Origin of the sequence: Streptomyces sp. NPDC001852, from assembly GCF_042891825.1 — a bacterium.
Taxonomy (GTDB): Bacteria; Actinomycetota; Actinomycetes; order Streptomycetales; family Streptomycetaceae; genus Streptomyces.
In genome coordinates, this window is the sequence record NZ_JBIATN010000022.1 from 25,128 (window position 1) to 42,743 (window position 17,616).

15 protein-coding genes are annotated in these 17,616 nt (G+C 73.0%); 8 read left to right on the plus strand and 7 right to left on the minus strand.

Going from position 1 to position 17,616, the window contains the following annotated elements:
* Together ACFYZB_RS31515 and ACFYZB_RS31520 are read right to left on the minus strand one after the other, a co-directional pair.
* A complete protein-coding gene (locus ACFYZB_RS31515; RefSeq protein WP_351211759.1) occupies nucleotides 1-1,026 on the minus strand; it encodes an alcohol dehydrogenase catalytic domain-containing protein in 1,026 nt (341 codons plus the stop codon).
* Between the two features lie 256 nt (nucleotides 1,027-1,282).
* Nucleotides 1,283-1,945, minus strand: coding sequence for a TetR/AcrR family transcriptional regulator (locus ACFYZB_RS31520; RefSeq protein WP_388764352.1), 663 nt, complete (start codon nucleotides 1,943-1,945; stop codon nucleotides 1,283-1,285).
* A 152-nt stretch (nucleotides 1,946-2,097) separates the two neighbouring features.
* Between ACFYZB_RS31520 and ACFYZB_RS31525 the strand changes: the two genes are divergently transcribed.
* Nucleotides 2,098-3,351, plus strand: coding sequence for a YncE family protein (locus ACFYZB_RS31525; RefSeq protein ID WP_388764354.1), 1,254 nt, complete (start codon nucleotides 2,098-2,100; stop codon nucleotides 3,349-3,351).
* Nucleotides 3,352-3,417: 66 nt separating this feature from the next.
* On the opposite strand, the gene ACFYZB_RS31530 is transcribed toward ACFYZB_RS31525, so the two are convergent.
* Nucleotides 3,418-5,289 carry a cellulase family glycosylhydrolase gene (locus ACFYZB_RS31530; RefSeq protein ID WP_388764356.1) on the minus strand — a complete coding sequence of 624 codons (1,872 nt, stop codon included), beginning with the start codon at nucleotides 5,287-5,289 and terminating at the stop codon, nucleotides 3,418-3,420.
* An 82-nt stretch (nucleotides 5,290-5,371) separates the two neighbouring features.
* Complete coding sequence (locus ACFYZB_RS31535; protein WP_388764358.1) at nucleotides 5,372-7,567, minus strand: GTP-binding protein; 2,196 nt, start codon at nucleotides 7,565-7,567, stop codon at nucleotides 5,372-5,374.
* Nucleotides 7,568-7,814: 247 nt separating this feature from the next.
* On the opposite strand from ACFYZB_RS31535, the gene ACFYZB_RS31540 reads away from it, so the two are divergent.
* From ACFYZB_RS31540 to ACFYZB_RS31570, 7 genes are read left to right on the plus strand one after another with little or no spacing between them, the layout of a single operon-like run.
* Complete coding sequence (locus ACFYZB_RS31540; protein ID WP_388764360.1) at nucleotides 7,815-8,306, plus strand: (2Fe-2S)-binding protein; 492 nt, start codon at nucleotides 7,815-7,817, stop codon at nucleotides 8,304-8,306.
* Nucleotides 8,303-10,708 (plus strand): xanthine dehydrogenase family protein molybdopterin-binding subunit, encoded by a 2,406-nt coding sequence (locus ACFYZB_RS31545; protein WP_388764362.1) that lies wholly within the window; start codon nucleotides 8,303-8,305, stop codon nucleotides 10,706-10,708. Before ACFYZB_RS31540 ends, ACFYZB_RS31545 begins: the two co-directional genes overlap by 4 nt.
* Entirely contained in the window at nucleotides 10,705-11,559 is an 855-nt protein-coding gene (locus tag ACFYZB_RS31550; protein ID WP_351211773.1) for a xanthine dehydrogenase family protein subunit M, read from the plus strand. Before ACFYZB_RS31545 ends, ACFYZB_RS31550 begins: the two co-directional genes overlap by 4 nt.
* 15 nt (nucleotides 11,560-11,574) lie before the next feature.
* Nucleotides 11,575-12,450 carry an AAA family ATPase gene (locus tag ACFYZB_RS31555; protein WP_388764364.1) on the plus strand — a complete coding sequence of 292 codons (876 nt, stop codon included), beginning with the start codon at nucleotides 11,575-11,577 and terminating at the stop codon, nucleotides 12,448-12,450.
* A 5-nt stretch (nucleotides 12,451-12,455) separates the two neighbouring features.
* On the plus strand, nucleotides 12,456-13,673 hold the full coding sequence (locus ACFYZB_RS31560) for a VWA domain-containing protein (RefSeq protein WP_388764366.1): 1,218 nt from the start codon (nucleotides 12,456-12,458) through the stop codon (nucleotides 13,671-13,673).
* Nucleotides 13,666-14,769 (plus strand): XdhC family protein, encoded by a 1,104-nt coding sequence (locus ACFYZB_RS31565; protein ID WP_388764502.1) that lies wholly within the window; start codon nucleotides 13,666-13,668, stop codon nucleotides 14,767-14,769. Before ACFYZB_RS31560 ends, ACFYZB_RS31565 begins: the two co-directional genes overlap by 8 nt.
* Nucleotides 14,770-14,800: 31 nt before the next feature.
* A complete protein-coding gene (locus ACFYZB_RS31570; RefSeq protein ID WP_388764368.1) occupies nucleotides 14,801-15,427 on the plus strand; it encodes an SRPBCC family protein in 627 nt (208 codons plus the stop codon).
* Nucleotides 15,428-15,458: 31 nt separating this feature from the next.
* Here ACFYZB_RS31570 and ACFYZB_RS31575 read toward each other — a convergent pair whose 3' ends face one another.
* The 3 genes from ACFYZB_RS31575 to ACFYZB_RS31585 are packed head-to-tail and all read right to left on the minus strand — an operon-like array spanning nucleotide 15,459 to nucleotide 17,596.
* The gene (locus ACFYZB_RS31575) at nucleotides 15,459-16,052 is read right to left on the minus strand and encodes a GNAT family N-acetyltransferase (protein WP_388764369.1); all 594 of its coding nucleotides are present in this window, start codon (nucleotides 16,050-16,052) and stop codon (nucleotides 15,459-15,461) included.
* Nucleotides 16,053-16,074: 22 nt separating this feature from the next.
* Nucleotides 16,075-16,575, minus strand: a complete 501-nt coding sequence (locus ACFYZB_RS31580) for a metallophosphoesterase family protein (protein WP_388764371.1) — start codon at nucleotides 16,573-16,575, stop codon at nucleotides 16,075-16,077.
* 10 nt (nucleotides 16,576-16,585) lie between these two features.
* Complete coding sequence (locus ACFYZB_RS31585; RefSeq protein ID WP_388764373.1) at nucleotides 16,586-17,596, minus strand: SDR family oxidoreductase; 1,011 nt, start codon at nucleotides 17,594-17,596, stop codon at nucleotides 16,586-16,588.
* Between the last annotated feature and the right edge of the window lie 20 nt (nucleotides 17,597-17,616).

Below are 17,616 nucleotides of genomic sequence, written 5' to 3' on the forward strand. Positions count from 1 at the left end.
TCAGCCGTTGCTGATCACCATTCGGAAGCGGGCGCCACCGGAGAGCATCTTCCGGTACGCCGCGTCCGCGTCCTGGAGGGACACGGTCTCGGTCATCGGACGGATGCCGTGCAGGGCGCTGAACTCCATGGTGTCCGCGACGTCCTGCGCGGTGCCGGACGGGTGGCCGCGGACGACGCGGGCCGCCATGAGCAGCTGGGCGGGATTGATGCCCATCGGTGCGTTGTCGGCTCCGATGACCACCAGCTCACCGCGGTGCGCGAGCCCGTCCACGGTGGCCGTGATGGCGTCGGAGTTCCCGGCGGTGGCCAGGACGGCCTTGGCGCCGCCGAGGGACTGCAGCGCCTCGGCGACGGGGGTGCCGGAGGTGCTGTCGATGTAGTGGTGGGCGCCCAGCCGCTTGGCGAAGTCGGCCTTCTCGGCGCCCCGCGCGATCCCCACGGTCTCGAAGCCCATGGCGACGGCGTACTGCACCCCGAGGTGCCCCAGACCGCCGAGGCCGAGCACGGCGACCAGGTCTCCCGGCCGGGCCGAGCTGCGCCGCAGCCCGTTGAACGTGGTCACGCCCGCGCAGGCCATGGGTCCCGCATCGACCGCCGACAGGCCCTCCGGGATCCGGGCGAGGGCGTCGGCGGGCGCGACCACCTTCTCGCCGAAGCCGCCGTCGTAGGCCCACCCCGGGACCTTCAGGTTCGGACACACGATGAAGTCGCCCTGCCGGCACGGCTTGCAGTGCCCACAGCTGCCGCCGAACCAGCCGACCGCCACCCGGTCACCGACCTTGAACCCCCGTTCCAGCACGCCCTGGCCGAGCTCCTCGATGTGCCCGGCGATCTCGTGCCCGGGCACCTCGGGGAAGGTCACGCCCGGTAGTGCGCCGCTCACGAAGAGGGCGTCGCTGTGGCAGATCCCGCACGCCTCCACGGCGATCCGCACCTGGCCGGGCCCGGGCTGCGGCACCTCTCGTTCGACCAGCTCGAACGTGCCGTTCGGGGCGGTCACCTGCGCGACTCGGTACGTACTCATGCGCTTCTCCGGAAAACGGGTACGACGGCCCCCAGGTCCAGCACACCAGTTCCGGACCGATCGCGCGCGTCGAGCCCCGGCACCCACGCCGACCGCCCACGACGACCTCGCCCGCCGGGGCCGGCGACGGCCCGCGGCCCGGGCGTCCGTCCTCCCGGGGTCAGAGTCCTTGTCCCCGGATCCGTCCGGCGCCCCATTCCCCGGCCACGGGGACCGCGCCCCGGGAGCAGCCGGCCCATCGGCCGGGCGGCCGCGGTCACCCGCTCGCGGGGCGCCAGCCGGCCGGCCGCAGGATGCCGAGCAGCTGGCGGACCAGTTCGTCGACGACCTCGTCCAGGCTCGCGGCGACCCAGCCCGCGCTCCAGTCGTGCAGCAGGCCGTTGACGCTGCCGATGAACGCCGCGGCCGCCAGGCGGTAGTCGCGCGGCGCCGCCTCGCCGCGGGCCACGGCGGCGTCGGCCTCGGCGCGGATGAGGTCGACCCAGCGGGCCCGGCGGGCCAGTCGCTGCTCCTCCAGGCGGGGGCTGACACCGACGATCTCCACGAAGGTGATGCGCATGCGGCGCGGGTCGGAGGTGACGTCGCGGGCGTAGGCCCGGAAGAGCACTCCGGCCCGCTCGGCCAGCGGCAGCCCGTCCGCCGCCGCGAGGGCCTCCAGCACCGCCTGCTCGGCCCAGTCGTTGACCTGGAGGTGCAGCGCGGCGAGGACGTCCTCCAGGGTGCGGAACTCCTCGTAGAACTGCCGGGTCGACAGGCCGGCGGCCTGGCTCAGCGCGGCGACCGTCGTGCCCCGGTAACCGGGTGCGCCGCCGAACAGTTCCAGGGCCGCGTCCAGGAAGCGCCGGCGCCGCTCGGCCTGCCGTTCCTCGGCGGATCGGCCGCCGTAGCGGCGCGTGGGCGCCTTGAGCCTGCCCGTCACCTGTCCCCCTCCGTCCGTCGGCCGGTCACCCAATCTTGTCGTGCACACATCTTGTCGCGAAGGCCGTTCGTTCCTTACTTTTCAGTAAGTTCACTGTGAATGCGCCCGTGTTCAGATTCCCTGCACACTCTCCCCGAGGAAAGAGAGCAGTCATGCCTGCCTCCAGAACCAGGCACCTGTGCTCCGTGGCCGCCGCCCTCGCCCTGACCGTGGCCGGCCCGGCGACCACCGCCTCCGCCGCGAGCGGCAGCTCCGCAGGTCTGCGCGAGGTGCTGTTCGTCGGCAACAACTGGGACGGCACCGCCGATGTCATCAACTCCTCCGGCGACTTCGCGAGGATCGGCCGGATCGACGTCGTCCCCGACAAGGCGGAGCGGCTGGCCGAGATCAACGCCGACCCGGTCAAGTGGATCTACTACACGTCCATCCGCAACCAGGTCGGCGAGGGACACGACCAGTACGTGGACGACATGTACTCCACGCCCGACGGGAAGTCCGTGGTCGTCTCCCGGCCCAGCTTCGCCGACGTCGTCTCCATCGACCTGGCCACCGACAGGATCAACTGGCGCTTCCCGGTGGCCGGTTACCGCGCCGACCACATGGCGGTCTCACCGGACGGCACCCGCGTCGCGGTCTCGGCGTCCACCGCGAACAAGGTGCAGGTGCTGGACATCGACACGGGGAAGGAACTGGGCGAGTTCGACACCGGTGACAAGCCGCACGAGAACTTCTTCACGAACGGCGGCAGGTACATCTGGAACATGTCCATCGGCGAGGTGACCACCTCCCTCGACGACCCCGGCTGGGACTGGACCAAGGGCGACCGGCACATCACGATCGTCGACGCGAGCACCTTCAAGCAGGTCAGGACCATCGACATGCGGCAGCGGCTGGACGCGATCGGGCTGAAGGACTTCTCCGACGCGGTCCGGCCCGCCGCCTTCACGCCCGACTGGTCCAAGCTGTACTTCCAGGTGTCGTTCTTCAACGGCTTCCTGGAGTACGACGTCGCCGCCGACAAGATCACCCGGGTGAAGACGCTGCCGGAGAACCCGGCGACCAACCCGGACCGCACCACCTGGCTGCTGGACTCGCGCCACCACGGCATCTCGATGAACCCCGCGGGCACCAAGCTGTGCGTCGCGGGGACCATGGACAACTACGCCACCGTGGTCGACCGGGCCTCCTTCGACGTCGGCCCGCTGATCACCGCGTCCACACCCTACTGGGCGACCGTGAGCGGCGACGGCAAGGACTGCGTCATCTCCGAGGCCGGCGCCGACCGGGTCACGGCCATAGACTTCGCGACCGGCCAGAAGGTGCTGTCCGTGCCGGTCGGCGACCATCCGCAGCGCGTCCGGCTGGGGCACGTCGCGGCCGACTGGACCGGCCCGTCGGGGAGTTGAGCGCCGTACGGCCTCCGGGGTGACCCCACTCCTCCCGGGGGCCGTACGGCTCCTGCTCACCAGGCCTCAGAAGTGCGCCGCCACCCACGCGGCCAGCTCGGACTTCGCCGCGTCCAGCAGGTCCGCCGAGGGCGCCGTGGCCCCGTCGGTCACGAGCGCGTAGTGCAGGGCACCGGAGTCCGTGTCGGTGAGCAGCAGCCGGCGACTGCCGGTGCCGCCGGGTTCGGGGGCCACGGCGACGGGGGTGGAGGCGCCGGTGTAGGGGGGCGGGGCGCAGGCCGTACCCAGGTCGGAGACGACGGTGGTGGACGCGGTGGGGAAGGACGCCGGCAGATGCAGTTCGGTGGGCGCGCTGCCGTCGCCGGAGCGCCACACCAGCAGCCCGTACCGGCCGGAGCCGACCAGCTCGGCCACGTTCGGCAGCGAGGACGGCACCGGGTTCCAGGTGAGGGTCGTGGAGCCGTCGCGGGAGCGGTCCTCGTAGGTGAAGGCGAGGGCCGTACCGGCCGTGGCGCTCGGGTAGAGGCGGTCCAGCAGGCGGGCGTCCTGGCGCAGGGTGACGTTCCCGGAGTCGTCCAGGTGTACGGCGGAGAGGTCCTCGTCGTTCCAGGCGTCGCCGGAGGTGAGCACCTTGTCGGGGTTGCCGTTCATCAGCTCGTGGTGCCTGCCGTTGTAGAGGTCCCACTGCCACTGGGTGCCGGAGAGCACCGGCCCCGAGGCGGCGGGGTCCGTCCACCAGCTCGCGCCCGGGACACGGGAGTCGAGGGCCTGGTACATGGCCTTCAGAACGGTCGGCGCCTTGTCGGAGACCGTGCCGGACAACGGGTGGCCGAACTCGCTGACCACGGCCGCGGTGCCGGCGGCCGCGGCGCGGTCACGCACGGCGGCGAGGTCGGAGGCGTACTGGCCGTCGGCCGCCTTGCCCCACATGAGGATGCCGGAGATGGCCTTCTGGTCGTAGAAGTGGGTGTTGAAGACGTATCGCGGGCCCAGCGTGCCCGCGTCCAGCAGGCCGCCCTCCTGCTTCTGGGCGGAGATGTTGGCGTTCCAGAAGAGGTTGGGTTCCACGAAGGCCGGCTTGTCCTGCCAGCCGGCCGCGTCCATGCGGGCGCGGAACCTCACGTAGAACGGCCACAGCAGGTCCTTCTCCCAGGTGCGGGAGGTCTGCCCGGAGTCGTAGGTGCCCGCGTAGGGCTCGTTGTACGGGTCGAAGCCGACGATGTCCGCGAACTCGGGGCCGCCGAGGTGCTGTCGGAGGTAGGTCATGGTCGTCTGCGCGGTGGCGAGGAAGGCGTCCTGGAGGCCGTAGGAGTTGTGCCAGAAGTCGTGCTGCGCCTTCTGCACGGCGGCGTTCTGGGTGATGTTCTGGCCCCAGAAGAGGCAGATGCCGCAGGACTCGGCCGGGTAACTCCCCGCTTCCACAGCCCACTTGGGGGCGCCGTCGCCGGTGTACCAGCTGCCGCTGTTGAACAGGTGACGGGAGTACAGGTCCTGGTGGAAGTCCGGGAAGACGCGGATGCCCGCGTCCAGGAAGGCGCGCATCTGCGCGGTGACGGCGGCCAGGTAGCCGGTGTCCACCTGGCCGCGCACGGGTTCGGCGTGGGCCCAGGAGAGCAGGAAGCGGACGGTGTTCGCGCCGCCGAGGGCGCGCAGCGCGGTCGCGGACTTCTCGGCGTCGGCGACCGAGGCGAAGGGCAGGCCGCCGTTCTCCTCCAGCTTGGTCTCGCCGGAGACGTTGTAGCCGCGCAGGACGATCTCGCGTCCCTGGCCGTCGGTGAAGCGGCCGCCCTGCACGGTGAGCGGGGCGCCGTCGAACCAGAGGGAGTCGGCCGGGACGGAGGCGGTGGCGGCGGTGGCGGCGGGCGGGAGGCCCGCCACCGTCAGGAATCCACTGAGGACGACCAGAACAACCAGCAGACGCACCCGGATATTCGGCATGTCCACCACAGTCCGATGCGCTCCGGACGGCGTCAATACCTCCTGACTCTCAAGTAAGTTGACCAACAGTCAGCTCAGTGCCTCAATCCCCCACCCGACGCGTCACGTTGAGCAGGTACTCCTTCCGGTTCAGCGGGTTGTGGTCGGTGCGCGGCCGCTCCGGCACCGTGCCACGGGCGACCGGCGCATAGTGGTCGAAGGCCGTCTCCAGCTCCCCCTCGCCCCGGGTGAGCCCGGGCAGGCGCTGTTCCAGCTCGTGCACCCGGGCGGCCGGCACCGTACCCTCCAGCACACAGACCGCGCCCGCCGCGCCGGTGGTCTCCGGTACGGCGCCCAGCCGGGCCAGCACCGGGAGCAGCGCGCCGAGCGCGTCCACCGGGGCCTGCAGCCGGAAGCGGTGCACCGGCTCGTGCACCCGGGTGCCGGCCCGGCGCAGCGCCTCGGCCAGGACCAGCGGGGTCAGGCACCGGAAGTCGTATCCGGTGCTCGACATGCTCTTGTCGAAGCCCTGGTGGGCGTGGCTCTGGCGGGGCGAGTAGCCGGAGTGGGTCATGGTGACCGTGCAGTCGGGGATCCGCCAGCCGTGCAGCCCCTGGCCGAGCGTCTCGCGGACGGTGTCCTCGACGGCCTTGAAGAAGGCGTACGGCATCGAGCCCAGCTCCACCTCCAGCCGGAACCGCACACCGGATCCGGGCGGTGCGGGCTGGATACGCAGACCGACGGTGGCGAGGAAGGGATTGGCGTCCTTCTTGTTGAACTCCACGGCGTGACCGGTGCCGACCGGCCGTTCGATGCACAGGGTCGTCGTCTCGCGGAAGCCGACGTCCAGGCCGTACTCCTCGGCGAGGGTCGCCTGGATCACCTCCTTCTGCACCTCGCCGTAGAGGGACACGGAGGTCTCCCCGCGCAGCTCGTCGTGCCGGACCCCGATGAGCGGATCCTGTTCGGCGAGCTGGGTGAGCGCGAGGTGCAGCGAGCGCCGGTCCGCTCCGGGACCGGGGACGACGACGGTCTCCAGGGTGGGCGGCGCGAAGTGGTGGGTGTACGCCCTGCCCGGTTGCCCGAGCGCGTCACCGATCCGGACACCGCCGAGTCCCCACACCTTGACGATCCGTCCCGCACCGGCACTGTCCCGCCGGAGATCGGTGCCGTTCTCGAACACACTCAGCCCGGTGACACGGCCCTCCGGGCGGCGCCGGGCAGCCCGGCCCGCCGCGTGACCGTCGGGGCCGGCTCCCTCCACCGCGACGTCGGCACCCCGAACCGCCACCGGACCACCGTCACGGCCGTGGGTCACCCGGCCCGCATCCCGGACGTCGGAGGGCCGCCCCTCCACCCGGCCTTCGGCGGACGCACCGCGCAGCCCGCCATCGGTGCCCCGGCCGTCGGGCCCGGCGTCCTCCCCTCCTCCGTCCCCCTCGCCCCCGAACGGGACCCGGTCACGGACGCGCAACGTGCCGGAGAAGATCCGCGCGTAGGCCACCTTCTCCCCCGCCGGACCGCGTTCGACCTTGAAGACGGTGGCCGAGAACGGGCCGGCCGGGTCGCCGTCGGCGGGGGGCAGCAGGCGCTCGATGCCGGCGTTCAGCTCGGGTACACCCGCTCCGGTGAGGGCGGAGCCGAAGTACACCGGATGGACGAGCGTACGCCGGGTCTGGGCGGCGAGGGCGGTGCGCACGCGGGCGCTGGAGAGGCCGCCGTCGAGGTGGGCGGCGAGCAGGTCGTCGTCGTGGTCGGCGAGCACGTCCAGCGCGGCCGGGCCGAGGCCGGGGACGAAACGGGCGGTGGGCACGCCGAGTGCGACGGCCTCCCCCGTCGGGACCAGCGGCACGGACAGGCTGCGGCCCATCTGGGCGAGCACGGCGTCGCCGTCCGCACCCGGCCGGTCGATCTTGTTCACGAAGATCAGCGTGGGGATCCGCAGCCGGCGCAGGGTGCGCATCAGCACCCGCGTCTGCGCCTGGACCCCCTCGACGGCCGAGACGACCAGCACGGCACCGTCGAGAACGCCGAGCACCCGCTCGACCTCCGCGATGAAGTCCGGGTGACCGGGGGTGTCGATGAGGTTGACGGTGACGCCGTCGAGCGGAAAGGAGACGACGGCGGACTTGATGGTGATGCCGCGCTGCCGCTCCAGCGCGAGGGTGTCGGTGGTGGTGCTGCCGGCGTCGACGCTGCCGATCTCGTCGATCACTCCGGCGGTGTGCAGCAGGCGTTCGGTCAGGCTGGTCTTACCGGCGTCGACATGGGCGAGGATCCCGAGACTGAGCAGATGCACTGAGCGTGATGTCCTTCGGCACGGGGCGGATTCCTTCCTTGGCGGACATGCACGCAGCGCGCATCGCTGGTCCTCTCTGTGTGACGACGGTCACCGCGCAGTGCAGCAGACGCCGGCGCCCTGGAGCAATGGATTAACGCTCAACAAATGCCCGTCCCCGCACTCGCCGCGACCAGACCGTGGCCGTAGGGTGACGTACATCACGCCAGGTGGCTGAAATCCCCTCTCCGCACGGTCTGGAGGGCCCATGACCCACATCTCGGTGAACGTGGACGGCGCGACGTACGAGGACGAGGTGGAACCCCGTCTCCTCCTGGCCCACTACCTGCGCGACCGCCTCGGCCTCACCGGCACCCCGATCGGCTGCGACACCTCCAACTGCGGTGCCTGCACGGTGGACCTGGACGGCATGACCGTGAAGAGCTGCTCGGTGCTCGCCGTGCAGGCGGACGGCTGTGCGGTGACCACGATCCAGGGGCTCGCCGAGGACGGCGAGTGGACGGCGCTGCAGCGGGCCTTCCACGAACAGCACGGTCTCCAGTGCGGCTACTGCACCCCCGGCATGATCATGGCCGCCCGCGATCTCCTGCGCGAGAACCCGCGCCCCGGCCCGGACGAGATCCGACAGGGCCTCGAGGGCAACCTCTGCCGCTGCACCGGCTACCAGAACATCGTCCGCGCGGTGCTCGCCGCGTCCGGGCAACCGGCTTCCGAGGTCGCCGAGGAGGTCACGGCATGACCGACCAGGCGGTCGAACGCGAGGTCGGGCGCCGCCGGCTGCGCAAGGAGGACGCCCGGCTGATCACCGGCCAGACCAACTGGACCGACAACATCCAGGTGGCCGGACTGCTGCACCTGGCCATCCTGCGCAGCCCGATGGCCCATGCCCGCGTCACCCGCGTCGACGTCTCCCCGGCCCTCGAACGCCCCGGTGTCGTCGCGGCGTTCAGCGGCGCCGACCTCGCCGAGGGGCTGGGGTCGCTGCCCTGCGCCTGGCCGGTGACCGAGGACATCGTGCTGCCCGACCATCCCCCGGTCGCCGTCGACGAGGTCCGCCACGCGGGCGACCCGGTGGCGGTCGTGGTGGCCCGCGACCGGTACACGGCCGCCGACGCCCTGGAGGCGATCGAGGTCGACTACGACCCGCTGCCCCCGGTCCTCGACCTGGAGGCCGCACTGGCGGAGGGCGCGCCGCTGGTCCACGCCGACAAGGGCACCAACCGCTGCTACACCTGGCCGCTCGCCGCCGGGGAGAGCTTCGCGGCGGTACGGGACCGCGCCGACGTCACGCTCCGGCGCCGCTACCACCAGCAGCGGCTGATCCCCAACGCGATGGAGCCGCGCGCGGTCGTCGTCACCCCGATCGCCGCATCCGGCGAGTACACCGTGTACTCGGCGACCCAGATCCCGCACATCCTGCGCATCATGCTCGCGACGGTCACCGGGATCCCCGAGCACAGGCTCCGCGTGATCGCCCCGGACGTGGGCGGCGGCTTCGGCTCCAAGCTCCAGGTGTACGGCGAGGAGGCCGTCGCGCTCGCCGTCGCCCGGAAGCTCGGCCGGCCGGTGAAGTGGACCGAGTCCCGCTCGGAGGGGGCGCTCGCCACCCACCACGGCCGCGGCATGATCCAGGACGTCGAGATCGCCGCTAACCGCGACGGCAGGCTGCTCGGCCTCAAGGTCGACCTGCTCGCCGACATGGGCGCCTACCTGATGCTCGTCACCCCGGGCATCCCGATCCTGGGCGCCTTCATGTACCCGGCGATCTACAAGATGGACGCCTACGCGTTCACCTGCACCGGCGTCTTCACCACCCGTACCCCCACCGACGCCTACCGCGGCGCCGGACGCCCCGAGGCGACCTTCGCCATCGAGCGGATCATGGACGAGCTCGCGGCCGAACTCGGCCTGGATCCGGTGGAGTTGCGGCGCCGGAACTGGATCCGGCACGAGGAGTTCCCGTACACCACGATCGCCGGGCTGACGTACGACAGCGGCAACTACGAGGCGGCCACCGACAAGGCTCTCGCGCTGTTCGGCTACGACGACCTGCGCGCCGAGCAGCGAAAGCGCACCGAGCGCGGCGACCCGGTACGGCTGGGCATCGGCGTGTCGACGTACACCGAGATGTGCGGGCTCGCGCCGAGCCGGGTGCTGCGCGACCTCAGGTACGGCGCCGGCGGCTGGGAGGCCGCGAGCATCCGGATGCTGCCCACCGGCAAGGTCGAGGTGGTCACCGGCACCAGCCCGCACGGGCAGGGCCACGAGACCTGCTGGAGCCAGATCGCGGCGGACGTGCTCGGCGTGCCCTTCGAGGACGTCGAGGTCGTGCACGGCGACACCAGGGCGGCCCCGCAGGGCATGGACACCTACGGCTCCCGGTCGCTGGCCGTCGGCGGCGAGGCCGTGCACCGGGCCGCGAAGTCGGTCGTGGCCAAGGCCCGGAAGGTCGCCGCGCATCTGCTGGAGGCGAGCGAGCAGGACCTGGAGTTCAGCGACGGCGTGTTCTCCGTCAAGGGCTCGCCGGAGGCGCGCAGGACCATCCAGGAGATCGCCTTCGAGACGTTCACCAACCACGACCTGCCCGACGGCGTCGAGCCCACCATCAACGCAGAGCACGTCGTGGACCCGGAGAACTTCTCCTACCCGCACGGCACCCACCTGTGCGCGGTCGAGGTGGACACCGAGACCGGGCGGACGCGCATCAGGTCGTACGTGTGCGTCGACGACGTCGGCCGGGTCGTCAATCCGATGATCGTCGAGGGCCAGGTGCACGGCGGACTCGCGCAGGGCATCGCGCAGGCACTGTACGAGGAGGCCGTGTACGACGACGACGGCAACCTGCTGTCCGGCACCCTGGCCGACTACCTGGTGCCGTCGGCGGCCGACCTGCCGCACTTCGTCACCGACCGGACGGAGACACCGGCGGCCTCGAACGCCCTCGGGGTGAAGGGAGTGGGCGAGGCGGGGACGATCGCGTCGACACCCGCCGTGGTCAACGCCGTCGTGGACGCGCTCAGGCCGCTCGGGGTACGGGACGTACGGATGCCGTGTTCACCGCACCGGGTGTGGCAGGCGATCCAGGAGGCACGGTCCGGTGAGCTGGGACACGGTCAGCCGGGTGAGGAGGGTGCCGAATGATTCCCCCCGCGTTCGAGTACACCCGTCCCGACAGCGTGGACGACGCCGTGCACGCGCTCGCCGGCGCGGGCGAGGAGGCGAAGGTGCTGGCCGGCGGGCAGAGCCTGGTGCCGCTGCTGCGTCTGCGGCTGGCCTTCCCGGAACTGCTCGTGGACGTCGGCCGGATCCCCGAGCTGCGCGGGGTCCGCGAGGACGGCGACACGCTGGTCATCGGCGCGATGACCACGCACCACGAGGTACAGCGCGACCCGCTGGTGCGCCGGTACGCCGGGCTGCTCGCGCAGGCGACGGCCACGGTGGCCGACCCGGCCGTCCGGCACCGGGGCACCCTCGGCGGCTCGCTCGCCCACGCCGACCCCGCCGGTGACCTGCCCGCCGTGGCGCTGGCCCTGGACGCCGAACTGGTCGTGGCCGGACCGGCGGGGCGCCGCACCATCGCCGCGCGCGAGTTCTTCGTGGACTACCTGCAGTCGGCGCTCGCCGCCGACGACCTGCTGCTCCAGGTGCGGATCCCGAAGACGGACGGCTGGGACTTCCACTACGAGAAGTTCCACCCGGTCGCCCAGTCCTGGGCCGTCGTCGGCGTCGCCGCACTGGTGCGGCGCGCCGAGGGGCGGATCGCCGAGGCCCGCGTCGGGCTGACCAACATGGGCGCGACCCCGCTCCGGGCGACCGCGGCCGAGCGGGCGCTGGCGGGTGCCGACGGCCCGCGGGCCGTGGCCCGGGCCGCCGAAGCGGCGGCGGACGGGACCCGGCCGACGCGGGATCTCTCCGCCTCGCCCGAGTACCGGCAGCACCTCGCACGGGTGCTGACCAGGCGGGCGGTGCTGACCGCCACCGGAATGGGGTGAGCGCCGATCACCACGATGGACGACCCGGAGCAGGTGCGGGCCCGCCTCGAGGAGACGGGGTACCTCGTCGACGAAGGGCTGGCCGTCACCTGCTTCCTGGCCCTGAGGCTGCACCGGCCGCTGTTCTGCGAGGGCGACGCGGGCGTGGGCAAGACCGCGCTCGCCGCCGCCCTCGCCGAGGCGCTCGGCGCGCCGCTGATCCGGCTGCAGTGCCACGAGGGCATCGACGCCTCGCAAGCCCTGTACGACTGGGACTTCCCGCGCCAGCTGCTGCACCTGCGGGCCGCCGAGGCGGCCGGGGTCACGGACGCGGACCGCCTGGAGAGCGAGCTGTACGACCGCCGCTTCCTCGTCGCCCGGCCGCTGCTGCAGGCCCTGCAGACCCGGCCGGCGGTGCTGCTGGTCGACGAGATCGACCGGGCCGACGACGAGTTCGAGGCGTTCCTGCTGGAGCTGCTGTCCGAGTACTCGGTGACCATCCCGGAGCTGGGCACCTTGCGCGCCGAGGATCCGCCGGTCGTCGTCCTGACCTCGAACCGGACCAGGGAGGTGCACGACGCGCTGAAGCGGCGGTGCCTCTACCACTGGTTCGACCATCCGTCCTTCGCCCGTGAACTGGCCATCGTGCGGCGCCGGTTGCCCCGGGTGTCGGCGCGGCTCGCCGAGCAGGTCACGGCGTTGGTGCAGGCGCTGCGGGGCGCGGACCTCCTCAAGCCGCCCGGAGTGGCCGAGACCCTGGACTGGGCCGAGGCCCTGGACGCGCTGGGGGCGAGCGAGGTGGACACGGAGCTGGCGCTGGCGACGCTGGGCTCGGTGCTGAAGTACCGCGAGGACACGGACCGGGCGCGGGGGCTCGACCTCACGGCGCTCCTCGCGTCCCGGGGCGGGTGACAGCGGTGGACAGGACCGGGAACGGAACGGGCCGCCCGCCGGCTGCGGGGGCCGTACGGCAGGACGGGGCCACCGGACACCTCGGCGCGGATGCCGTGCTGGTCGGCTTCGTGAGGGCGTTGCGGGCGGCCGGCGTCGACGCGAGCACCGAGCGGCTGCACGCCTTCCTGCGGGCCGTGGCCGTACTGCGGCCGGAGGCGCGGGCGGACGTGTACTGGGCGGGGCGGGCGACGCTGTGCGGCGGGCACGACGATCTGGAGCGCTACGAGCGGGTGTTCGCCGCGTACTTCGGTCCCTCCGGTGAACAGGCCCGTCGTCCGGTGCCCGCCGCTCCCCCACCCCGGCTGCGGCTCGTCACCCGGGAGACGCCCACGGGACCCCGTACGCCGGGTGAGGGCGAACCGCCGGGACCGCCCGTCGCCGCGCTCGCCGGCTCGGCCGAGGTGTTGCGGCACCGCGACTTCGCCGCGCTGGACCCCGCCGAACGGGTCCAGGTGCACCGGCTGCTCGCCGCGTTCGCCCTCGCGGGGCAGACACGGCGCTCGGCGCGGCGCAGGCCCGCCCGGCGCGGCGAGGTCGATCCGCGGCGCACCGTACGGGAGTTGCTGCGGCGGGGCGGGGAACCGGCCCGGCTGCGGCGGCACGCCCGCGTGGCGCGGCCCCGCCGAGTGGTGCTGCTCGTCGACGTGAGCGGCTCGATGGCCCCGTACGCCGACGCACTGGTGCGGTTCGCGCACGCGGCGGTGCGCGCGGGCCGCACGGAGGTGTTCACCATCGGCACCCGGCTGACCCGCGTGACCCGGGAACTCTCGCACCGGGACCCCGACCTGGCGATGGCGGCCGTGGCGGCGGCGGTGCCCGACTGGCGGGGCGGCACCCGGCTGGGCGAGCTGCTGCGCGAGTTCCTGAACCGCTGGGGGCAGCGCGGGATGGCGCGTGGCGCGATCGTCGTCCTGCTCTCGGACGGCTGGGAGCGCGGCGATCCGGAGCTGCTGGGTCGGCAGATGCGCCGGCTGCACGCCCTGGCCCACCAGGTGGTGTGGGCGAACCCCCGCAAGGCGTTGCCCGGTTACGCGCCGCTCGCGGCCGGAATGGCGGCGGCGCTGCCCAGCGTGGACGCCTTCGTCGCGGGGCACAGCCTGGCGGCGCTGGAGCGGCTGGCGGCGGTGGTGCGCGGCACCGAGAGCGCCGCGGCCCCGGTGAGAGGAGCGCATGGTGCGTGAGATCCTGCCGGCGCTGGCGCAGTGGCACGCGGCCGGGATCCCGTTCGGGCTGGCCACGGTCGTCGCGGTCAGCCGCAGCGCGCCGCGCGGCCCCGGTGCCGCGATGGCGGTGGGTCCGGACGACGAGGTCGTGGGAAGCGTGTCCGGCGGCTGTGTGGAGGGCGCGGTGTTCGAGCTCGCCCAGGAGGTGGTGGCGAGCGGCGAGGCGCGCCTCGCCACCTTCGGCTACAGCGACGAGGACGCGTTCGCGGTCGGGCTGACCTGCGGCGGCGAGATCACCCTGCTGGTACGACCGGTGACGCCCGGGTCGGACCCGGCCTTCGGCGCGGTCGCGGCGTCGGTCGCCGGGGGCGAACCGGTGACCGTGGCCACGGTGGTGGACGGACCGGCGCCGCGCGGGGCCACGCTCGTGGTCTGGCCGGACCGGGCGGCGGGCACGCTCGGCGCGAACGGCCTCGATGTCGCCGTCACCGCCGACGCGCGCGGCGAACTCGCGCTCGGCGCCTCGGTGTTGCGCCACTACGGGCCGCACGGGGAGCGCCGCGAGGACGCCGTCACCGTGTTCCTGCAGTCGTTCGCACCGCCGCCGCGCATGCTGGTCTTCGGCGCGATCGACTACGCGGCCGCCGTGGCGCGGATCGGCGACTTCCTCGGCTACCGGGTCACCGTGTGCGACGCGCGTCCGGTCTTCGCCACGCCCAAACGGTTCCCGGCGGCCGTCGAGGTCGTGGTCGACTGGCCGCACCGCTATCTCGCCGGCGCGGACACCGACGACCGCACCGTGATCTGCGTCCTCACCCACGACCCGAAGTTCGACGTGCCCCTGCTGCGGGAGGCCCTGCGCCGCCCGGCCGCCTACATCGGCGCGATGGGCAGCCGGAAGACCCACGAGGAGCGGCTCGCGCGCCTGAAGGAGGCCGGCCTGACGCAGGCCGAACTGTCCAGGCTGCGCTCGCCTCTCGGGCTCGATCTCGGGGCCCGTACGCCCGAGGAGGTCGCCGTGTCCGTCGCCGCCGAGATCGTCGCGCTGCGCTGGGGCGGCAGCGGCGCGCCGCTGACCACCACCGCCGGGGCCATCCACCCGCCCGCCGCCTGAGGATTCCGCCTGACAACCTACGGAGCCCGTCATGGAACTGCACCACGAGTTCACCGTCCCCGTCCCGGTCGACGACGCCTGGCACGCACTGCTCGACATCGAGCGGGTCGCACCGTGTCTGCCGGGCGCGGTGGTGGAGGACTACGACGGCAGGACGGTGACCGGCTCGGTGAAGGTCAGGGTCGGCCCGGTCACCGTCGCCTACCGGGGCACGGCGGTCTTCGAGGAGCAGGACGAGGCGGCACACCGGATGGTGCTCGCGGCGAACGGCCGGGAGACCCGGGGACAGGGCACGGCCAGGGCGACGGTCACCGCCACCCTGGCCGGCCACGACGGCGGCACCGCGGTGTCGGTACACACCGACCTCACGGTGACCGGCCGCCCCGCGCAGTTCGGGCGGGGCGTGCTGGCCGAGGTCGGCGACCGCCTGGTGGGCCGGTTCGCGGACTGCCTGGCGACCCGGCTGACCACGAGTCCCGAGCCCGCCACCGAGGACGACGAAGAGGAGGAGCCCCGACCACTCGACCTCCTGCGCACGGCCGGGGCGCCGTTGGCCAGGCGGGCGGGCCTCGTCGCGGCGGCGCTGGCCGCACTGGCGTACACGGCGGCACGGCTGCTGCGAGGGAGACGAAAGTGCCGCACCCGTCGGCGCCGGTGACGGCAACCCCCTGGGCACCCCCGGCCGGCACCTACTCCGCGTCGCCCGCCACGCGCGCGTGCAGATGCTGGTCGTGCCAGCCGTCGCTGTGCAGGAGAGCGCTGCGCTGGGTGCCCTCGTAGGTGTATCCGGCCTTCTCGGCGACCCGGCAGGACGCCGGGTTGGCGACCGAGTGGCACAGGCGCAGGCGGTGCAGGCCCAGGTCGTCGAAGGCCCATTGGGTGAGCCTGCGGGTGGCCTCGACGGCGATGCCGCCGCCGCGCGCCTCGGGCAGGAGCCAGTAGAGGATCTCGGCGCTGCCGCCGTGCAGGTCGAAGTCGCCCCATCCGCAGAGTCCGACGGCCGGGCCACCGGGCCTGGCGATGGCCCATATCGCGGCGATCTCGGCCTGCCAGCGTGCGTGCATGCGCTCGATCCTGGCGAGCGCCTCCTCACGGCTGCCGACGGTGAACCGGTTCCACTTGCGGATCGCGGGATCCTGGCCGGCGGTCAGCAGCGTGCCGGCGTCGTCTGCGTGCCAGGGCCGTAGCTCGAATCCGCCGGGCAGAGCGAGTACGGGCTGCTCGCTTCCGGCCATGCGACCTGCCGGAACGACGTCACCCGGTATGTCCGTGTCAGAGATCATCTCGGCATCCTGGCACAGGACGTCACCGCTGCGGCAGGCGGTGCAGGGTCACGTCGGTGAGCGCACCGTCGGCGAGCACGGCGGTCATGTACGTGCAGTGGGGCTGGCGGCGGCGGTCGGTCGGTGAGCCGGGGTTGAGCAGGCGCAGGCCGGTCGGTGCGGTGGTGTCCCAGGGGATGTGGCTGTGGCCGAAGACCAGGACGTCGAGGTCGGGGAAGCGGGCGGCGCAGCGGGCCGCACGGCCCTGCGCGGGGCCGGTCTCGTGGACGACGCCGAAGCGCAGGCCGTCCAGTTCGGCGTACGCCACCTCGGGGAGCCGGGCCCGTAGGTCCGGGCCGTCGTTGTTGCCGTGGACCCCGACGAGCCGGCGGCTGCGGCTCTCCAGCAGGTCCAGGGTGGCGGTGTCGACCCAGTCCCCGGCGTGGAACACGACGTCCGCGCACGGGAGTTCGGCGAGCAGCGGCTCGGGGAGCCGTTTGGCGCGCTGGGGCAGATGGGTGTCGGACATGAGCAGGAGGCGCACGGCCTCAAGCCTATGCGGACCCGGAGGTCAGCCGGCGGATGCCGCTGACCGCGCCGACTACGGCGGCGCCGGTGCCGAGGGCGGTGGCGGCGGGGTGCCGGGCCAGGGTCTGCTGCCAGGAGCGCGGGTGGGCGCTGTCGTCGAAGGAGCCGTGGGAGCCCTGGTCCGCGGCGGGGTCCTGGTCCACGGGCGCGAAGAGGTTGTCCAGTCCGGCGGGCGGGATCCGGTCGGTCTGCTGGGCGTCGAAGCCGGTGCGGGCGAGATAGCGGTCGAGCAGGGCCGGGGCGAGCCGGTTGGCCCAGATCGTGGCCGCGGCGCCGGCGCCGACGTAGTACTGCTTGCGGCGCGGGTGGTCGGCCGCGTACAGCACGGCCCGGGCGGCGACCTCCGGCTGGTAGATCGGCGGCACCGGCATGGGGTGCTTCGAGAGCCGGGAGCGGACCCATTCGAACTGGGGGGTGTTGACCGCGGGCATCTGGACCACGGTGACGTGGACGCCGCTGCCGCGGTGCAGCAGTTCCGTGCGCAGGGCGGAGGTGAAGCCGTTGATGGCGTGCTTGGCGCCGCAGTACGCGGACTGCAGCGGGATCGACCGCTCCCCGAGCGCCGAGCCGACCTGCACGATCGTGCCCCGGTCGCGCGGGAGCATGCGCCTGAGGGCCGAGCGGGTGCCGTTGACGAAGCCGAGGTAGGTGACGTCGGTGATCCGCCGGAACTCCTCGGGGGTGATCTCGTCGAACGGCGCGAACACGGTCGCGAAGGCGCAGTTGATCCATACGTCGACCGGGCCGAACTCCTCCTCCGCGGCCTCGGCGACGGCCTCGACCCGGGCCTGGTCCGCCATGTCGGCAATCTGCACGAGGGGGTGTCCGCCGAGGGCCGCGACCTCGTCCGCCGCCGCCCGCAGGCCACCCTCGCCGCGCGCGACCAGGACGACGTTCGCGCCGCGCCGGCCGTACAGACGGGCGGTGGCGCGCCCGATCCCGGCGCTGGCACCGGTGATGACGACGGTCGATGGCATGATCAACTCCCTTTCCCGTG